Origin of the sequence: Pectobacterium zantedeschiae (genome assembly GCF_004137795.1) — a bacterium.
GTDB classification, from domain to species: Bacteria; Pseudomonadota; Gammaproteobacteria; order Enterobacterales; family Enterobacteriaceae; genus Pectobacterium; species Pectobacterium zantedeschiae.
Map to the genome: position 1 here is coordinate 491,779 of NZ_NWTM01000001.1, position 15,288 is coordinate 507,066.

General features: G+C 46.6%; 12 protein-coding genes. 5 read left to right on the forward strand and 7 right to left on the reverse strand.

Translation table 11 applies throughout. From position 1 onward, the window contains the following. Genes fliI through fliF form a run of 4 tightly spaced genes read right to left on the reverse strand, consistent with a single transcriptional unit; the run spans position 1 to position 4,808 of the window. Positions 1-1,371 (reverse strand): flagellar protein export ATPase FliI, encoded by a 1,371-nt coding sequence (gene fliI / locus CLR69_RS02330; RefSeq protein WP_129706302.1) that lies wholly within the window; start codon positions 1,369-1,371, stop codon positions 1-3. Next, positions 1,371-2,093: a flagellar assembly protein FliH gene (gene fliH, locus CLR69_RS02335; RefSeq protein ID WP_129711762.1), complete on the reverse strand. Its 723-nt coding sequence runs from the start codon at positions 2,091-2,093 to the stop codon at positions 1,371-1,373. Before fliH ends, fliI begins: the two co-directional genes overlap by 1 nt. Further along, the gene (fliG, locus tag CLR69_RS02340) at positions 2,086-3,078 is read right to left on the reverse strand and encodes a flagellar motor switch protein FliG (protein WP_129705849.1); all 993 of its coding nucleotides are present in this window, start codon (positions 3,076-3,078) and stop codon (positions 2,086-2,088) included. Before fliG ends, fliH begins: the two co-directional genes overlap by 8 nt. Next, positions 3,075-4,808 (reverse strand): flagellar basal-body MS-ring/collar protein FliF, encoded by a 1,734-nt coding sequence (fliF, locus tag CLR69_RS02345; protein ID WP_129705851.1) that lies wholly within the window; start codon positions 4,806-4,808, stop codon positions 3,075-3,077. Before fliF ends, fliG begins: the two co-directional genes overlap by 4 nt. A 260-nt stretch (positions 4,809-5,068) precedes the next feature. Here fliF and fliE point away from each other — a divergent pair, with 260 nt between their 5' ends. Next, positions 5,069-5,383 carry a flagellar hook-basal body complex protein FliE gene (gene fliE, locus CLR69_RS02350; protein ID WP_129705853.1) on the forward strand — a complete coding sequence of 105 codons (315 nt, stop codon included), beginning with the start codon at positions 5,069-5,071 and terminating at the stop codon, positions 5,381-5,383. A gap of 224 nt (positions 5,384-5,607) precedes the next feature. Here fliE and fliT read toward each other — a convergent pair whose 3' ends face one another. Genes fliT through fliD form a run of 3 tightly spaced genes read right to left on the reverse strand, consistent with a single transcriptional unit; the run spans position 5,608 to position 7,817 of the window. Beyond that, positions 5,608-5,988, reverse strand: coding sequence for a flagella biosynthesis regulatory protein FliT (gene fliT / locus CLR69_RS02355; protein ID WP_129711761.1), 381 nt, complete (start codon positions 5,986-5,988; stop codon positions 5,608-5,610). Beyond that, on the reverse strand, positions 5,988-6,398 hold the full coding sequence (gene fliS / locus CLR69_RS02360) for a flagellar export chaperone FliS (RefSeq protein WP_129705857.1): 411 nt from the start codon (positions 6,396-6,398) through the stop codon (positions 5,988-5,990). The genes fliT and fliS overlap by 1 nt, the downstream gene beginning before the upstream one ends. A 30-nt stretch (positions 6,399-6,428) precedes the next feature. Beyond that, on the reverse strand, positions 6,429-7,817 hold the full coding sequence (gene fliD, locus CLR69_RS02365) for a flagellar filament capping protein FliD (protein WP_129705859.1): 1,389 nt from the start codon (positions 7,815-7,817) through the stop codon (positions 6,429-6,431). Between the two features lie 326 nt (positions 7,818-8,143). Here fliD and CLR69_RS02370 point away from each other — a divergent pair, with 326 nt between their 5' ends. From CLR69_RS02370 to CLR69_RS02385, 4 genes are all read left to right on the forward strand, one after another. Next, entirely contained in the window at positions 8,144-9,019 is an 876-nt protein-coding gene (locus CLR69_RS02370) for a flagellin N-terminal helical domain-containing protein (protein ID WP_129705860.1), read from the forward strand. A 199-nt stretch (positions 9,020-9,218) separates the two neighbouring features. Then, a complete protein-coding gene (locus CLR69_RS02375; protein WP_129705862.1) occupies positions 9,219-10,106 on the forward strand; it encodes a flagellin N-terminal helical domain-containing protein in 888 nt (295 codons plus the stop codon). Positions 10,107-10,304: 198 nt separating this feature from the next. Further along, positions 10,305-11,183, forward strand: a complete 879-nt coding sequence (locus CLR69_RS02380; RefSeq protein ID WP_075278212.1) for a flagellin N-terminal helical domain-containing protein — start codon at positions 10,305-10,307, stop codon at positions 11,181-11,183. Between the two features lie 405 nt (positions 11,184-11,588). Beyond that, the gene (locus CLR69_RS02385; protein WP_129711760.1) at positions 11,589-15,272 is read left to right on the forward strand and encodes a glycosyltransferase; all 3,684 of its coding nucleotides are present in this window, start codon (positions 11,589-11,591) and stop codon (positions 15,270-15,272) included. Positions 15,273-15,288 lie beyond the last annotated feature (16 nt).

A 15,288-nucleotide genomic window follows, 5' to 3' on the forward strand; every position in this document is an offset into this window, starting at 1 on the left:
CTACTCATTACGAGGGAAAATAGTGTGTAACGCCTGGCAGGCTTCTTCATAGTTACTTTGTTCAAACATCCCCTGCTGCAAGAAAGCTTCCAAGTGCGGATAGAGCCGGATTGCTTTGTCAAGCATAGGGTCACTGCCTGCGGCGTAGGCACCAACGCTAACCAAATCACGGTTACGTTGGTAACTGGATAGTAACTGTTTAAACTGCCTTACAGAAGCATAGTGGCCTTCATCGATCAGCGCTGTCATCGCACGACTAATCGATGCTTCAATATCTATTGCCGGATAATGGCCAGACTCGGCAAGTTGACGGGACAATACGATATGTCCGTCAAGGATAGCACGAGCAGAGTCGGCGATAGGATCCTGTTGATCGTCACCTTCTGTCAGAACAGTATAGAAGGCGGTGACTGAACCACCTCCATGAATACCATTTCCTGCGCGTTCTACCAGCGCGGGTAACTTGGCAAAGACGGAAGGCGGATAACCCTTGGTTGCTGGCGGTTCACCAATAGCTAGGGCAATTTCACGCTGTGCCATGGCATAGCGTGTTAGCGAATCCATAATGAGCAGTACGTGATGGCCGCGATCGCGGAAATCTTCAGCAATACGCGTGGCATACGCTGCACCCTGCATCCTTAACAATGGAGAAACATCCGCCGGGGCGGCAATAACGACAGAACGCGCTCGTCCTTCCGTGCCGAGGATATTCTCGATAAAATCTTTTACTTCTCGGCCACGTTCACCGATAAGGCCAACAACAATAACGTCAGCCTGAGTATAGCGCGCCATCATGCCCAACAGCACACTTTTACCCACCCCTGAGCCAGCAAATAAGCCCATTCGCTGGCCTCGACCCACGGTGAGCAAGGCATTGATGGCTCGAACGCCCACATCCAGAACACTTTCGATTGGTGTTCTTTGCAATGGGTTAAACGGCGGCGTAATCAGCGGTGCGCGATAGCCTGTATCGGGAGCGGGTAAACCATCCAGCGGCTTTGCACTACCATCTAGTACACGGCCAAGTAATTCAGGACCTAATGGTAATTGCTTTCCCTGGCTGCTGCTGTCTTGGCCGACTCGTGCGTAGACGCGTGCTCCGGGAGTAATACCTTCAACTTCTTCCAGTGGCATGAGAAAGAGCTTTTGTCCGTTGAAACCGACAACTTCGCTTTCGATTTCTTCAACCTGAGAGCCATTCTGCCGTTCGATGAGGCAGGTTGCACCCAGCGGCATATGTAACCCTGTTGCTTCCAATACCAAACCTGTCGCCCGGGTTAAGCGGCCGTAACGACGCACTGAAGGCGTGTCGTCAATACGCTTCTCAAATGAATCGAGAGAAGAAAGCCAGCGTCCGAGGCGTGAAGTCATCATAGCTCTCCCGGTGCAGCTAAACGGCAAAGCTCATGCCAGCGTGTTGCCAGGCTTGCATCCAGATCGCCTTCTTCCGCGCTGACTTTACAGCCGCCAGGGTGAAGCTGGCTGTCAGCAAGCAATCTCCAGCCATGTAAGCTCAGCGTCGGACCCAAATATTGTTCAACGCGTTCCAAATCGGAAGGGTGAACACGCAATTGCGTCTTACCGGAGAACATCGGTTCTTGCTGGATCAACTGCTGTATCTGACCGAGCAGAGCATTGCCGTCGCATACCGGAGGTTGCCCCAGAATTTGCTTAGCAGCGGTTAAAGCTAGCTGCATCAGACGAGCAGGGATCACACTGTCGAGCGTATCCAACGTCTGTTGAAATTCGGTGACCATATTCTGCATCTGTTCGATGATCGGCTGCTGCTGCTGCAAAGAGTTTTGCAATCCCTGCTGTTGCCCTTTGGCTAAGCCTTCCTGATAACCCGCGTCATAGCCTTGCTGATGGCCTTGGGCAAAACCTGTTTCTCGCGCCTGTTGCATCGTATTTTCACGAAGAGATGCTAACTCATCCTCTAAGGTAGGGATGGTGTTCTCTTCATTGAAACGCTCCATATCAGGCATTTCAGGTTCATCATTTACCTGATATGCCGGGACTGGCTTTGAAACAGGTTCAGCCAGATCGTTGAGCTTCCAGGGCTGCCAGGCCAGGTTTTTCGGGGCGTTAGACATAGGCATCCTCACCGCCACCGATAATCATCTCGCCACTGTCTGCCAGTCGACGAACGATAAGCAGAATCGCTTTCTGTTCGTTTTCGACCTGCGACATACGTACCGGACCACGGGTTGCGAGGTCGTCGCGAAGAATTTCTGCCGCACGCTGAGACATATTGCGCAGGAATTTCTCGCGTAATGGTTCTTCGGCGCCTTTCAGTGCCAACAGAAGAGACTCGGACTCGACTTCCTGCAGCAGGCGCTGGATGCTTCGATCGTCCACTTCCACCAGATTTTCGAACAGGAACATTTCGTCGATGATTTTCTGTGCCAGTTCGCCGTCGAACTCGCGTACTGCATCGATAACCGCTTCTTCCTGCTGAGTTTTCATCAGGTTGATAATCTCAGCCGCAGTACGAACACCACCCATTTTGCTGCGTTTGAGATTCTGACCATCCAACAAGCCATTCAGGACATCCGTCAACTCTGCCAATGCTGAAGGCTGAACGCCGCCGAAGGTTGCAATACGCAGCATGACGTCATGACGAAGACGTTCATCAAACAAAGCTAAGATGTCTGCAGCTTGAGCCCGCTTCAGGTGTACCAAAATTGTTGCGATGATCTGTGGATGCTCGTCGCGAATAAGGTCTGCGGCAATCTGCGGCTCCATAAAGTTGAGTGTTTCCATTCCACTCGTAGAGTCGCGGCTCTCCAGAATATCTTCCAACAGGCTAGACGCTCGCTCTTCGCCAAGGGCTTTGACAAGCACTGAGCGAAGGTAGTCACTGGCATTCACACTAAGAGCGGCATATTGCTCTGAGTCAGCTTCAAACTCTCTCAGGATCTCGAGTAGTTGCTGTTGTGATACCTGTCTCAGGTTCGCCATCGCAGCACTGAGATGTTGTACTTCTTTGGTCGAAAGATGAGTAAACACTTCCGCTGCGCGGTCTTCACCAATGGTCATCAATAAGATGGCGCTTTTTTCTGTTCCTGTCAGGGTCATAGTTCAGTACTCATCCATTGGCGAATGACCAGAGCAACGACGCGTGGATCGTTCTCTGCCATTTCACGTATGCGGTTACTTTGCATTTCTGCATTGACACGTTGTTGCGATTTCCGCTGCTGTTCAACTTCTGAGCTACTCAGGTTGACCATAACATCGTTATCTGTACCCTGAGACAAGGCTGCTGCTGCCAGTGCTGCTTCTTGTTGCTGTGCTTTTCTCTGCAATTGTGGACGAACCAATTTACGCCACAGAATCCAGGCAACGATCAGAACCAACAGCCAACGGCCTGCTTCCATCAGGAGGTCGAAGAATGCCTGTTTTTGCCAGAAGGGGAGCTCGCCAGAACCGTCGGTACTATCCATGAATGGCGTATTAACGACGTTTAATGTATCACCGCGTTCGGCAGAGAAGCCCATTGCTTCACGTGCTACTGTTTCAATCTGTTTGATCTGATCTTCTGTCAGCGCAACCGGTTTGCCATCTTCACCAGGCGGCTGATAGTTAACGATAACGGCCGCAGATAAGCGCTTCACACCACCTGAGCTGTGTTTGGTGTGCAAGATGGTCTTGTCAACTTCATAGTTGGTTGTTGCATCATTACGGACATTCGATGTCTGAATTACGGTATTGGCATTTGCCGCATTAGCTTGCGTACCCGCCGCATTGTTTTGGTTCTGCTGGCCTGCCTGATTATTCGCATTAGCATTTGCGTTGGCTGCATTATTTGGCTGCGTCGCGATAGGTGCGGTTGGTGCTGGGGCAGGTTGATTGGTTAATGCTCCAGGAACGCCACCTACATTCGGGCCTCCTCTCTGCTCACTCTGGCTGGTTTGCTGAGAACGAACGGCTGCTTTATCTGGCGGTTGGTTGGGTTGATACTGTTCGTCAGTTTGTTCGCGAGCAGAGAAATCGATTTGTGCAGTCACCTGGGCATGGACATTACCCATACCAACCATTGGCGCGATGATTGACTCTATACGGCGCTGGTACATCGACTCGACTTCGTTGCTGTACTTAAGTTGTGCTGCATTCAGATCGCGGCCGCTGCCACCCGCTTGAGTTAATAGACGACCGGTCTGATCGACGACCGTAACATTATCTGGCGGCAGGCCAGCAACGCTGCTGGAAACCATGTAAACGATGGAGTTGATTTGTCCTTCATCTAATGCGCGACCCGGTTGTAATGTCAGCGTGACAGAAGAGGAGGGCGATTTTTGCTCACGAACAAATAGTGAAGGTTTCGGTATGGCAAGGTGAACGCGAGCATTCTGAACAGGACCTAGCGTTTCTATCGTTCTTGATAGCTCGCCTTCCAGCGCACGTTGGTAATTAATCTGCTCACTGAATTGGCTGATGCCAAATTTTTCCTGGTCGAGCAATTCGAAACCAACTGCGCCGCCTTTTGGCAGCCCCAATTGAGCAAGTCGGAGTCGAGTTTCATAGACGTTTGCGGCAGGAATCATAATAGCGCCGCCGCTTTCCGCAAAGCGGTAAGGGATATTCAGCTTGGTTAATTCGCTGACAATCGCACCGCCGTCTCGGTCGTTTATGTTGCTATAAAGGACCCGATAGTCTGGACCTTTGGCCCATAGAGTCAACGCAACGACGATTGCAATAGTCGCAGCTGCTGCGATCAAAAGCGGAATCTTCGGATTGGCGCGTAACCGGTTGAGTATTTCGCCAAAGCTATTTTTACCGGTAGCGGAGCCGGTTAATGAGGCGTTCATACTCTATCTCTGCTTGGTTGTTGAACGATATACTTAACGTTGTGACGTGACAAAACAGAACTCCCTGATTGCGCAATCAATAAAACATTTCGCCTACATTTATCGGCATGTCATTATTTTCCGTAAAAGAAAAATCGATGGGTCGATAAGGTGGCATTTTTCGCGCTAATTGTGCGATTTATCTGAAAAGCGGTGTGGTAGGGTAATGCTGTCATAGAAAATGCATAAGCAGTCTAACCTGTATGGTTCAGTGAGGTGTTATGTCGGTTCAAGGTATTGATGGCGTTCTGCAACAAATGCAGGTCAAAGCTCTGCAAGCTGCTGACACGCCAATAGCCAGACCATCAGTAGAACCTGGTTTTGCCAGTGAGTTGAAAGCCGCGATTGATAAGATCAGCGACACACAGCAGGTCGCTCGTACGCAGGCTGAAAAATTTACCCTGGGTGTGCCAGGCGTAGCATTGAATGATGTGATGGTCGATTTACAGAAGTCATCCATTTCAATGCAGATGGGTATTCAAGTTCGTAATAAACTGGTATCTGCGTATCAGGAAGTGATGAATATGTCCGTTTGATGTCACTTCATGGCATTAAACTGTCATTTTTAAAGTTATTGCGTGTAATCCTCACTGTTAACATTGATGGGATTATGCGCGTCTTTATCTGTAATAAATACCCTCCTGCTTATTCCTTCCGCGTTTACTTATTTATTTCGTTAAGCATGTAGATTAAACAACGCAGTCACGGCAAAGAATAACAAAAAAAAGCGCCTCGTATAAAACAAAGGCGCGTGCGGTCGTTATGAGCGCGTTTCGTCAGGCAAGGGTTCGTCAGGTAACCGTCGCTGCCCTGCAAATTCGCTATAAGTTGCATTAATTGACTTTTGCTTCAGCGATTGCCCCATTAACGAACTTAACTCATCCATCCGCTTCTGCAAAAGTTGCTTCACTTTTGCTTCATTATCCATCACTTCCTGCAAGATTTGTCGCAGATGCAGTCGCATCATACTGTCAATCTCGTCAGGAATTGGCGTGTTAACTAAGCCTTCAACGGACTGAACATAGACAATCTCTTGCTCAACCAACGTATCCCATTGGCCGTTAATGGCCAGATGAAGAATTTTTTGACTCAGAGATAGAAGCTGTTGGTAATCTTTTAGAAGCCGATGGGGGGAGACCATTAACGTACTTCCTGCTCTGGTTTGTAATTAGGGCCGATTTGCCGCCAGGCATCAGCGATATTTTCCAGCAACGCTTCAACTTCTTCTATCGCTTTTGCATCATTATGTAAATTGGCAATCAACAAACGCTGAGACATGTAGTCGTACAGCGCAGATAGGTTTTCAACGAGTTCACCCCCTCTTTCTGCGTCTAATCCGGCTTTTAGTCCGTTATTGATAATGTTGATTGCTTTAGATAACGCCATACCTTTACCCGGGATGTCGCCTTGCTCCATGAGGATGCGCGCGCGCACCATCGCACTGCGCGCGCCATCAAACAGCATGACGATAAGCTGGTGAGGGCTTGCGCTCATCACACTGCTTTCAAGACCTACCTGAGCATAGGCCTGACTACCTTTCATATTGTACATCACGCTACCTATCTACTTAATCAGCAAATTTTAGAGCTTGGAGAACATACTGGTTAAACGGGCACTCGTTGAACTCATCTGAGACATCGCTTTATCTAGAGCAGTAAACTGTGTCTGATAGCGAGCAATTGTTTCTTCAATGCCGTCTTGGATTCGCTGAGATTGGGTATCCAGGCTTTTAATCGTTTGATTAATACTATCTTCTTTCGTTTTGATAGTACCATCAACGGTATCAAGGAGTTCTTTCAGATAACCACGGGTTTGTGTCGCAAAGCCAGTTTTGTCATTATCACCTACGAAAAAGGCTTGAACTTTACCTGGTTCTTCTTTAAGCGCTTTATCCAAGACAGTGTTGTCTATTTCAAGTTTGCCTGTCTTAAAATTTTGTTTGATACCTAAATCGGCGAGAATATTAAATTCACCATTGTCGCTTTGTACTGTGGTGAGTTGTGCTTTAAGTTTGTTCTGTATACCTCGAACAGTTGAGTCACCAATTAATGCACCGTTTGTGCTGGATTGGTCTTCTCCAGCTTTAACTGCAGTGTATTTGGTTTGTGCAGCAATAGTATCCTGAAGACTGTTATAGGCATCGACCCATGCTTTTATCGCATCTTTCATGCCCGAGATATCTTGATCAATGGTCAGTGTTTCTGGTTTATCTGTTTCTGTTTTAGCTTGCAGCGTTAAGCTGACACCTTCAAATGCATCATCAATCGTGTTGCTTTGGCGCTCAATAGTGATGCCGTTTGCAATGATTATAGAATTCTGCGCTGCCACCTTCTCGGTTGTTGAACCCAGCACATTACCGCTGTCAGTTAGCGTAATTTCACCTTTTTCGCCGCTGTTTCTGGCTGTTAGCATCAGGTAGTATTCGTCATCTTTTGCTTTGACCACACTGGCACTTACGCCGCCGTTTGCTTTATTAATAGCATCACGGACATCGTTCAACGTGGTTTCTCCGCCTTTGATGTCAACAGTCAATGACTTGCCATCGGCCTGAGCTATAGTGAGAGTGCTATCTGAGGAACTTAGCGCTGTCGTTGCACTGGTTTTAACACTGGAAGTGATGGAGTGAGCTTGAGCTAATTGCTGCACCTCAATACTGTAACTACCTGCGACAGCCTTACTGCTAGTTGTTGCAGTAAATGCCTTATTAGTGCTGGATACTTTTGTATTGGTGATCCCATCAATAGAGCCAGTGACAACACCGAATGACTGAGATTTCGCTAAAGTATTGGTTGCTGTATTGAGCTTGTCGAGTGCACTTTTCAGTGCGCTGACACCAGTAAGTTGAGCTTTATAACTGGATTGTTGTGTTGTAATGGGCGTCAAACGCTGGTTTTCAGCAGTTCTTAACTGTGTTAACAAACCGCTCAAATCTAAACCTGAACCTACACCTAATGAAGAAATGCTTGCCATGATCGAATCCTTTATCTATCCAGAGCCAATGGTCTATGTGACGATTATCGGCAGTACGAATAATAAGTTTAGCATTTTAAGTACGTGTTATTGCTGCTCACCGCAATTGAGGTCGTTTTAGTTCTATCTACTAGTAAGGTAGACGTTGTTGACCCGTGTGGAGAATTCCTCCCGAAATGGCGCACCAGCACGTTTTGATGGCCATAAAACTTATGCAGTAAAAAATTAAAGCTTTTGAAAAGCGTTCCGATAAACAAATACAACGGGGATGACCCCGTAGGTCTAACCCGAATTTATGTCTTCTCATTGATAAAGGAACGCTTATCATGGCATCGATTAATACTAACATCATGTCTCTGGTTACCCAGAACAACCTGAACAAATCACAATCTTCTCTGGGCACCGCTATTGAGCGTCTGTCTTCTGGTCTGCGTATCAATAGTGCAAAAGACGATGCTGCTGGTCAGGCGATTGCCAACCGTATGACAGCGCAGGTTAAAGGCCTGACTCAGGCTGCGCGTAACGCGAACGACGGTATCTCTCTGACGCAGACTGCAGAAGGTAACCTGAACGAAATCAACAACAACTTGCAGCGTGTTCGTGAGCTGGCAGTGCAGGCGGCAAGTGATACCAACGGTAGTACTGACCGTACTTCAATCTACACTGAAATGAAGCAACGTCTGGACGAAATCGACCGTGTTGCTAAATCAGCCTCTTTCAACGGCACGAACCTGCTGGATGGCACGGCAAGCGGCGGCATCAACATTCAGGTTGGTGCAAACACCGGTGCTAACGAAGTTATCACTATTGACTCTGGAGCGCTGGTTAACGCGACGACTTCTGGTGCTGGCTTGGCTTCAGGCGTTTCTACCGCTGTTGATGCAATCAGTGGCGGTACTGGCACTATCGGTGGTTCTGGTGGTCTGGCTGCAACAATTATTAGCAGCGTTGATACTGCACTGAAAGCGGTAGATACCGCTCGTAGTAACCTGGGTGCGATCCAGAACCGTTTCGAATCCACGATCACCAACGTGAACAACACGATCAACAACCTGTCTAACGCCCGTGGCCGAATTCAGGATGCGGATTATGCGGTGGAAGTGTCGAACATGACCAAGGCGAACATTCTGCAACAGGCCGGTACGTCAGTGTTGTCTCAGGCGAACCAGGTTCCTCAGACCGTTCTGTCTCTGCTGCGTTAATCGTAAGCAATACAGTGTGACGCTAAAACCCAGCCAGATGCTGGGTTTTTTCTTTCCGAAATAAATATTTTAAATAAAAAAACACATATAGACAAAAAATTAAAGATTTTGAAAAAGGTTCCGATAATTAATAAGGACGGGGATGAGCCAATGAGCTGAACCCGACATTTAACATCTCATTGATTAAGGAACGCTTATCATGGCATCGATTAATACTAACATCATGTCTCTGGTTACCCAGAACAACCTGAACAAATCACAATCTTCTCTGGGCACCGCTATTGAGCGTCTGTCTTCTGGTCTGCGTATCAATAGTGCAAAAGACGATGCTGCTGGTCAGGCGATTGCCAACCGTATGACAGCGCAGGTTAAAGGCCTGACTCAGGCTGCGCGTAACGCGAACGACGGTATCTCTCTGACGCAGACTGCAGAAGGTAACCTGAACGAAATCAACAACAACTTGCAGCGTGTTCGTGAGCTGGCAGTGCAGGCGGCAAGTGACACCAATGGTCAAACTGACCGTGGTTCAATCTACACTGAAATGAAGCAACGTCTGGACGAAATCGACCGTGTTGCCGGCTCAGCCTCTTTCAACGGCACGAACCTGCTGGATGGCACGGCAAGCGGTGGTATCAACATTCAGGTTGGTGCAAACACCGGTGCTAACGAAGTTATCACTATTGACTCTGGAGCGTTGGTTAACGCTAAAACATCTGGCGGTCTGTCATCTGGCGTATCTAGTGCTGTTGCAGCAATCAGTGGAACGACTGCAAGTGGTGCGGTAACCGGCATTGGTGGTGACGATGGTCTGGCTCAAAAAATTGTTGATGCCGTCGATACTGCGCTGAAAGCGGTAGATACTGCACGTAGTAACCTGGGTGCGATCCAGAACCGTTTCGAATCCACGATCACCAACGTGAACAACACGATCAACAACCTGTCTAACGCCCGTGGTCGAATTCAGGATGCGGATTATGCGGTGGAAGTGTCGAACATGACTAAGGCGAACATTCTGCAACAGGCCGGTACGTCAGTGTTGTCTCAGGCGAACCAGGTTCCTCAGACCGTTCTGTCTCTGCTGCGTTAATCGTAAGCAATATGACATGAAATTTAACCCAGCCAGGTGCTGGGTTTTTTCTTTTTGAAGCAGATGTTTTTGAATAAAAAAGATGGATAGACAAAAAATTAAAGGTTTTAAAAAAGGTTCCGATAAATAGTAAGGACGGGGATGAGCCAATGAGCTGAACCCGACACTTAACATATCATTGATTAAGGAACGCTTATCATGGCATCGATTAATACCAACATCATGTCTCTGGTTACCCAGAACAATCTGAACAAATCACAATCTTCTCTGGGCACCGCTATTGAGCGTCTGTCTTCTGGTCTGCGTATCAATAGTGCAAAAGACGATGCTGCTGGTCAGGCGATTGCCAACCGTATGACAGCGCAGGTTAAAGGCCTGACTCAGGCTGCGCGTAACGCGAACGACGGTATCTCTCTGACGCAGACTGCAGAAGGTAACCTGAACGAAATCAACAACAACTTGCAGCGTGTTCGTGAGCTGGCTGTGCAGGCAGCAAGTGATACCAACGGCAGTACTGACCGTACTTCAATCTACACTGAAATGAAGCAACGTCTGGACGAAATCGACCGTGTTGCTAAATCAGCCTCTTTCAACGGCACGAACCTGCTGGATGGCACGGCAAGCGGCGGCATCAACATTCAGGTTGGTGCAAACACCGGTGCTAACGAAGTTATCGCTATCGACTCTGGCGCACTGGTTAATGCGACGACGACTTCTGGTGCTGGCTTGGCTTCAGGCGTTTCTACCGCAGTTGCTGCAATCAGTGGCGGTACTGGCACTATCGGTGGTTCTGGTGGTCTGGCTGCAACGATTATTAGCAGCGTTGATACTGCACTGAAAGCGGTAGATACCGCGCGTAGTAACCTGGGTGCGATCCAGAACCGTTTCGAATCCACGATCACCAACGTGAACAACACGATCAACAACCTGTCTAACGCCCGTGGCCGAATTCAGGATGCGGATTATGCGGTGGAAGTGTCGAACATGACCAAGGCGAATATTCTGCAACAGGCCGGTACGTCAGTGTTGTCTCAGGCGAACCAGGTTCCTCAGACCGTTCTGTCTCTGCTGCGTTAATCGTAAGCAACATGACATGAAATTTAACCCGGCCATGTGCCGGGTTAAATTTATCAGTCTCCTGTATTTCGGTGCTTTCTTACGTTTTTAATAGTATCTTCATGATTATTTTGCTTTAATTTCCCCATTCTTTGGTCTTTCAACTTGCTTTATGTACCTTGTGAGTAAATTTTTTCTGTTCATGGTTTTAAAAAATAGTTATAAGTGATTATTTATCATATAGATAAGTCGGATCACCAAGACAAGAACAGATTCCTGTAAAGTTGTCAGGAGAAGATGCTGTAGTTTTGATTCTAATGCTTTAAATAGCATGGTAATTGGTTGGTTTATTTATCGTTTAGTTTGATTTTCTCGCCTTAAAATGGAAATATTTATATATCTGTTTTGTCTACAAGGCTCCTTTCTATGCCACGCGTCTTTATCAGCACACTTCAACTCATCGACTACAGAGATGAAACACTGGCCATTTTGGATCTGATTGGTGGATTCATAGATAACGGTTGGAATGTTGATATCTATTGTCATCAATATGATGCCCGCATAAAAAATCTGATAGAGAAAAAGTTTGTAGGTAAAGACATTTTCGCCACTGATGACGCCGATTATATTTTCAATGAGTATTATGATCTATTATGGATTCAGTATTTTTCATTGAATACAAGTATATTAGATAGATTTCTAAATGGTGGCGTTATAACTAATATCATATTCGATCACCAGTCATTAGATAGTCGAGAAGCTGCATCCGCTGATATTTTGCTTGAAAATCGCTTATGCGATCGAGCATTAGTCACGTTGCCTCGTTTGACTGATTTTTTGAATGATAGTGGGATCACTAGCTCGCTGATATCTGTTTTTCCTCATTCTGCTCCCGATTTTTATTTCAATCATAGTTCATTTGAAAATGACAATAGCCTAAAAAAGTTACTTATCGTCGTGGAAGAAACAACGCCGATGCTCAGGGCATTGATAAGTGAATTAGATAAGTTTTCGATAGCCTGTGAAATTATGAATCGAGACCAATGGACTCATAATAATGTGGTTGCTGATTTTGATGCCATTGTTGCTAGCGGAATTATTGCACAATATGCTCTGTGTGCAGGAAAACCTGCCTATTTGTATCAAGATAATTTCTTTGTCGGGTATATTACCGATGAATTGATTGAAGGGAATGTATTTCGTAATGAAACGGATGGCAAGACTCTTTCTTCAGAAGAAGTAGCAGAAAGTATTTATAAGGGCTATGAGCAAGCGGCTAAATATACTCAAGAACGCTTAGGTTATTATAATAAATCCTGGCGGTTATCAAATACATTACCATTATTACTTGGTAGCTTGCCAGAGCCCACACTTAAAACGATAACCGATCAGGAACTGCAACGACTTGCTCTTCACAACTTAACCTTACAGGATAAAACGAAGCCTTTTTATTCTGTTGATAAGTGGTTAAGTGAGCGCTTGATTAGCCCTGCACGTCGTGATTTATTGCAAGCGTTTATTCAAGCCTATCCAGAAATTGGCAATATAGGTATTGCAATACTGGCACAATCTAACGATAAGGATGCCATAACTGCGTCATTAACTAGTATTCATGAACAATTTTATGCGGCCAGTGAGGTCTATGTATTGACCTCTAATGGTTTCACTTGTTCGGATGCTGACGGGGCAGTCACATGGCTATCATCTGACTCGGTTGAGGAAAGCTCGCTGAATGTTGTACTCGCTCAAACATCAGCATCTTATCTGTTAGTTTTACGTGCCGGTGAACGTTTACTGCCACACGCATCATTATTATTAGCTGAGCATCGCCTGCGTTTTCCTTCGGCAAAAGCATTCTATTTTGACGAAGCGATTATGAAAGAGGGTAAAGCAGAAAATCCAATGCTCAAGCCTGAGTGTAATATTGATATGTTGCGTAGTTTCCCTTATATAGGGCGCAATATGGCTGTTGATGTATCAACATTACGCCAACAAGGTATTATTCCTTCCGTTGGGGAATCTCTTGAGCTGCATGATGTCGTTTGGCAACTGATAGAGCAAGAAGGGCCGCAGGCTATTGGCCACATTCCAGAAGTACTGGTTTATACCACAAATTCTTTATTCGACTGGTTGCACAGTGATGGCGTGGTGCAACACTACCCTGATATCATTCAACGCCATCTTGCTCGTTGTCATGTTGATGCCGTTGTTTCAGCTAACGATGACGACGGGATATGCCGCATTCAATATCAACACGTAAGTAAGCCGCTTGTTTCCATTATTATTCCTACGCGTGATCATCTGCCTGTCATTAGTCGGTGCATTGAAACACTGATGGAGCGTACGCAATACCTCAACTACGAATTGTTAATTGTAGATAACCAGTCAACAGAAGCAGGTGCTTGTCAATATTTAAGACAACTTGCTGCAATGGAATTAACACAAGTTCAGGTTTTATCGTGGCCACATCCATTTAATTTTTCTGCCATTAATAATTTTGCCGCTCAAAAAGCAAAAGGCGATGTTCTGGTTTTCCTTAACAATGATACCGAAATCACGAACGGAGATTGGTTAAATGCCTTATTAAATCATGCACTACGCCCTGAGGTAGGTATTGTTGGGGCTAAATTGGTGTTTGATGATGGACGAATTCAGCATGGCGGCATCGTATTAGGAATGAATGATAGCGCCGCGATTGCGTTTCAGGGGATGGGGGCGGAATCTAAAGGTTATATGAGTCGTTTACGCACGACTCACAACGTAAGCGCGGTTAGCGCGGCTTGCATGATGATGCGGCGTGACGTTTATGTTGAGCTTGGCGGGTTTGATGAGCAGCAATATCCTACCTATTTTGGTGATGTTGACCTTGCACTTAAAGCACGTCAACAAGGGTATTTGGTTGTGTGGACGCCAGATGCTCAAGTGATGCATTTAGGTGGTGCATCACGCTTATTACAACAGCATTTCAAGCTATCACCATTACCGCAAAAATCAGATATCGACTCACTTTATGATCGCTGGTTACCTCAGTTAGCGAACGATCCGTGTTATCACCCTGCTTATGGTAAACATGCTCCAGGATTTTCTCTGACACCAGAAATGGCAAGGTGTCAACGTGCATTACCAGGGCGGCCTCTACCTGTGGTTATTGGGAGTCATAGTGATTGGCATGGGTGCGGTCATTATCGTGTTATTTTCCCTTTTCAGGCATTAGAACGAGAGATGCGTATAGAAGGGGGGCTGAAACATGGTGTGCCAAAATTGGTCGATGCTGTGGATATGGAGCCCGATGTCGTAATTGTTCAATCTGCCGCTGGGGCCCAGACGCCAGAGATGGTGGCACAGTATCGAAAATATACGCGTGCATCGATTGTTGCGGAATTCGATGACTATATTCTTAATATTCCTATTAACAGTGGTAATAGAAAAGCATTCTCACAGCAATTAATTAGAAATTTTCGTCGTTCGCTGGAATCTGTAGATTGGGTTGTGGTTTCTACGCCTGCACTGGCTGAAGCCTATGCAGCTTACCACTCAGATATTCGTGTCGCTTATAATCGGCTACCGACATCCTGGTGGAAGGGCTTGACGAGCCTGCGTCAGCAAGGGCGCAAGCCTCGCGTTGGTTGGGCTGGTGGGAGTAGCCATAAAGGTGATTTGGCGATTCTCCGTTCGGTGGTGAAAGCGCTTGAAGATGAAGTTGAGTGGGTTTTCATGGGGATGAAACCCGAAGGTGTGAAGTGTGAATTTCATGCAGGGGTACCTATCGAGTATTACCCACAAAAAACAGCGAGCCTGAATCTCGATTTGGCACTGGTACCGCTAGAGCATAACCTGTTCAATGAATGCAAAAGTAATTTACGGCTCATGGAGCTGGGGGCTTGTGGGGTTCCTGTGATTTGTACTGACATCGAGCCTTACCGCTGTGGTTTACCAGTAACACGGGTTGATAATCGTTTTAAGGATTGGATAGATGCGATACGTATGCACATCTCAGATATGGATGCAACAGCAAAAATGGGCGATGAACTGAGAGATGCTGTGTATAAAGATTGGATGTTGGAAGGTGACGGTTTGACGGATTGGCTACAGGCCTGGTTGCCAAAATAGCGGGATAACCTAGTAA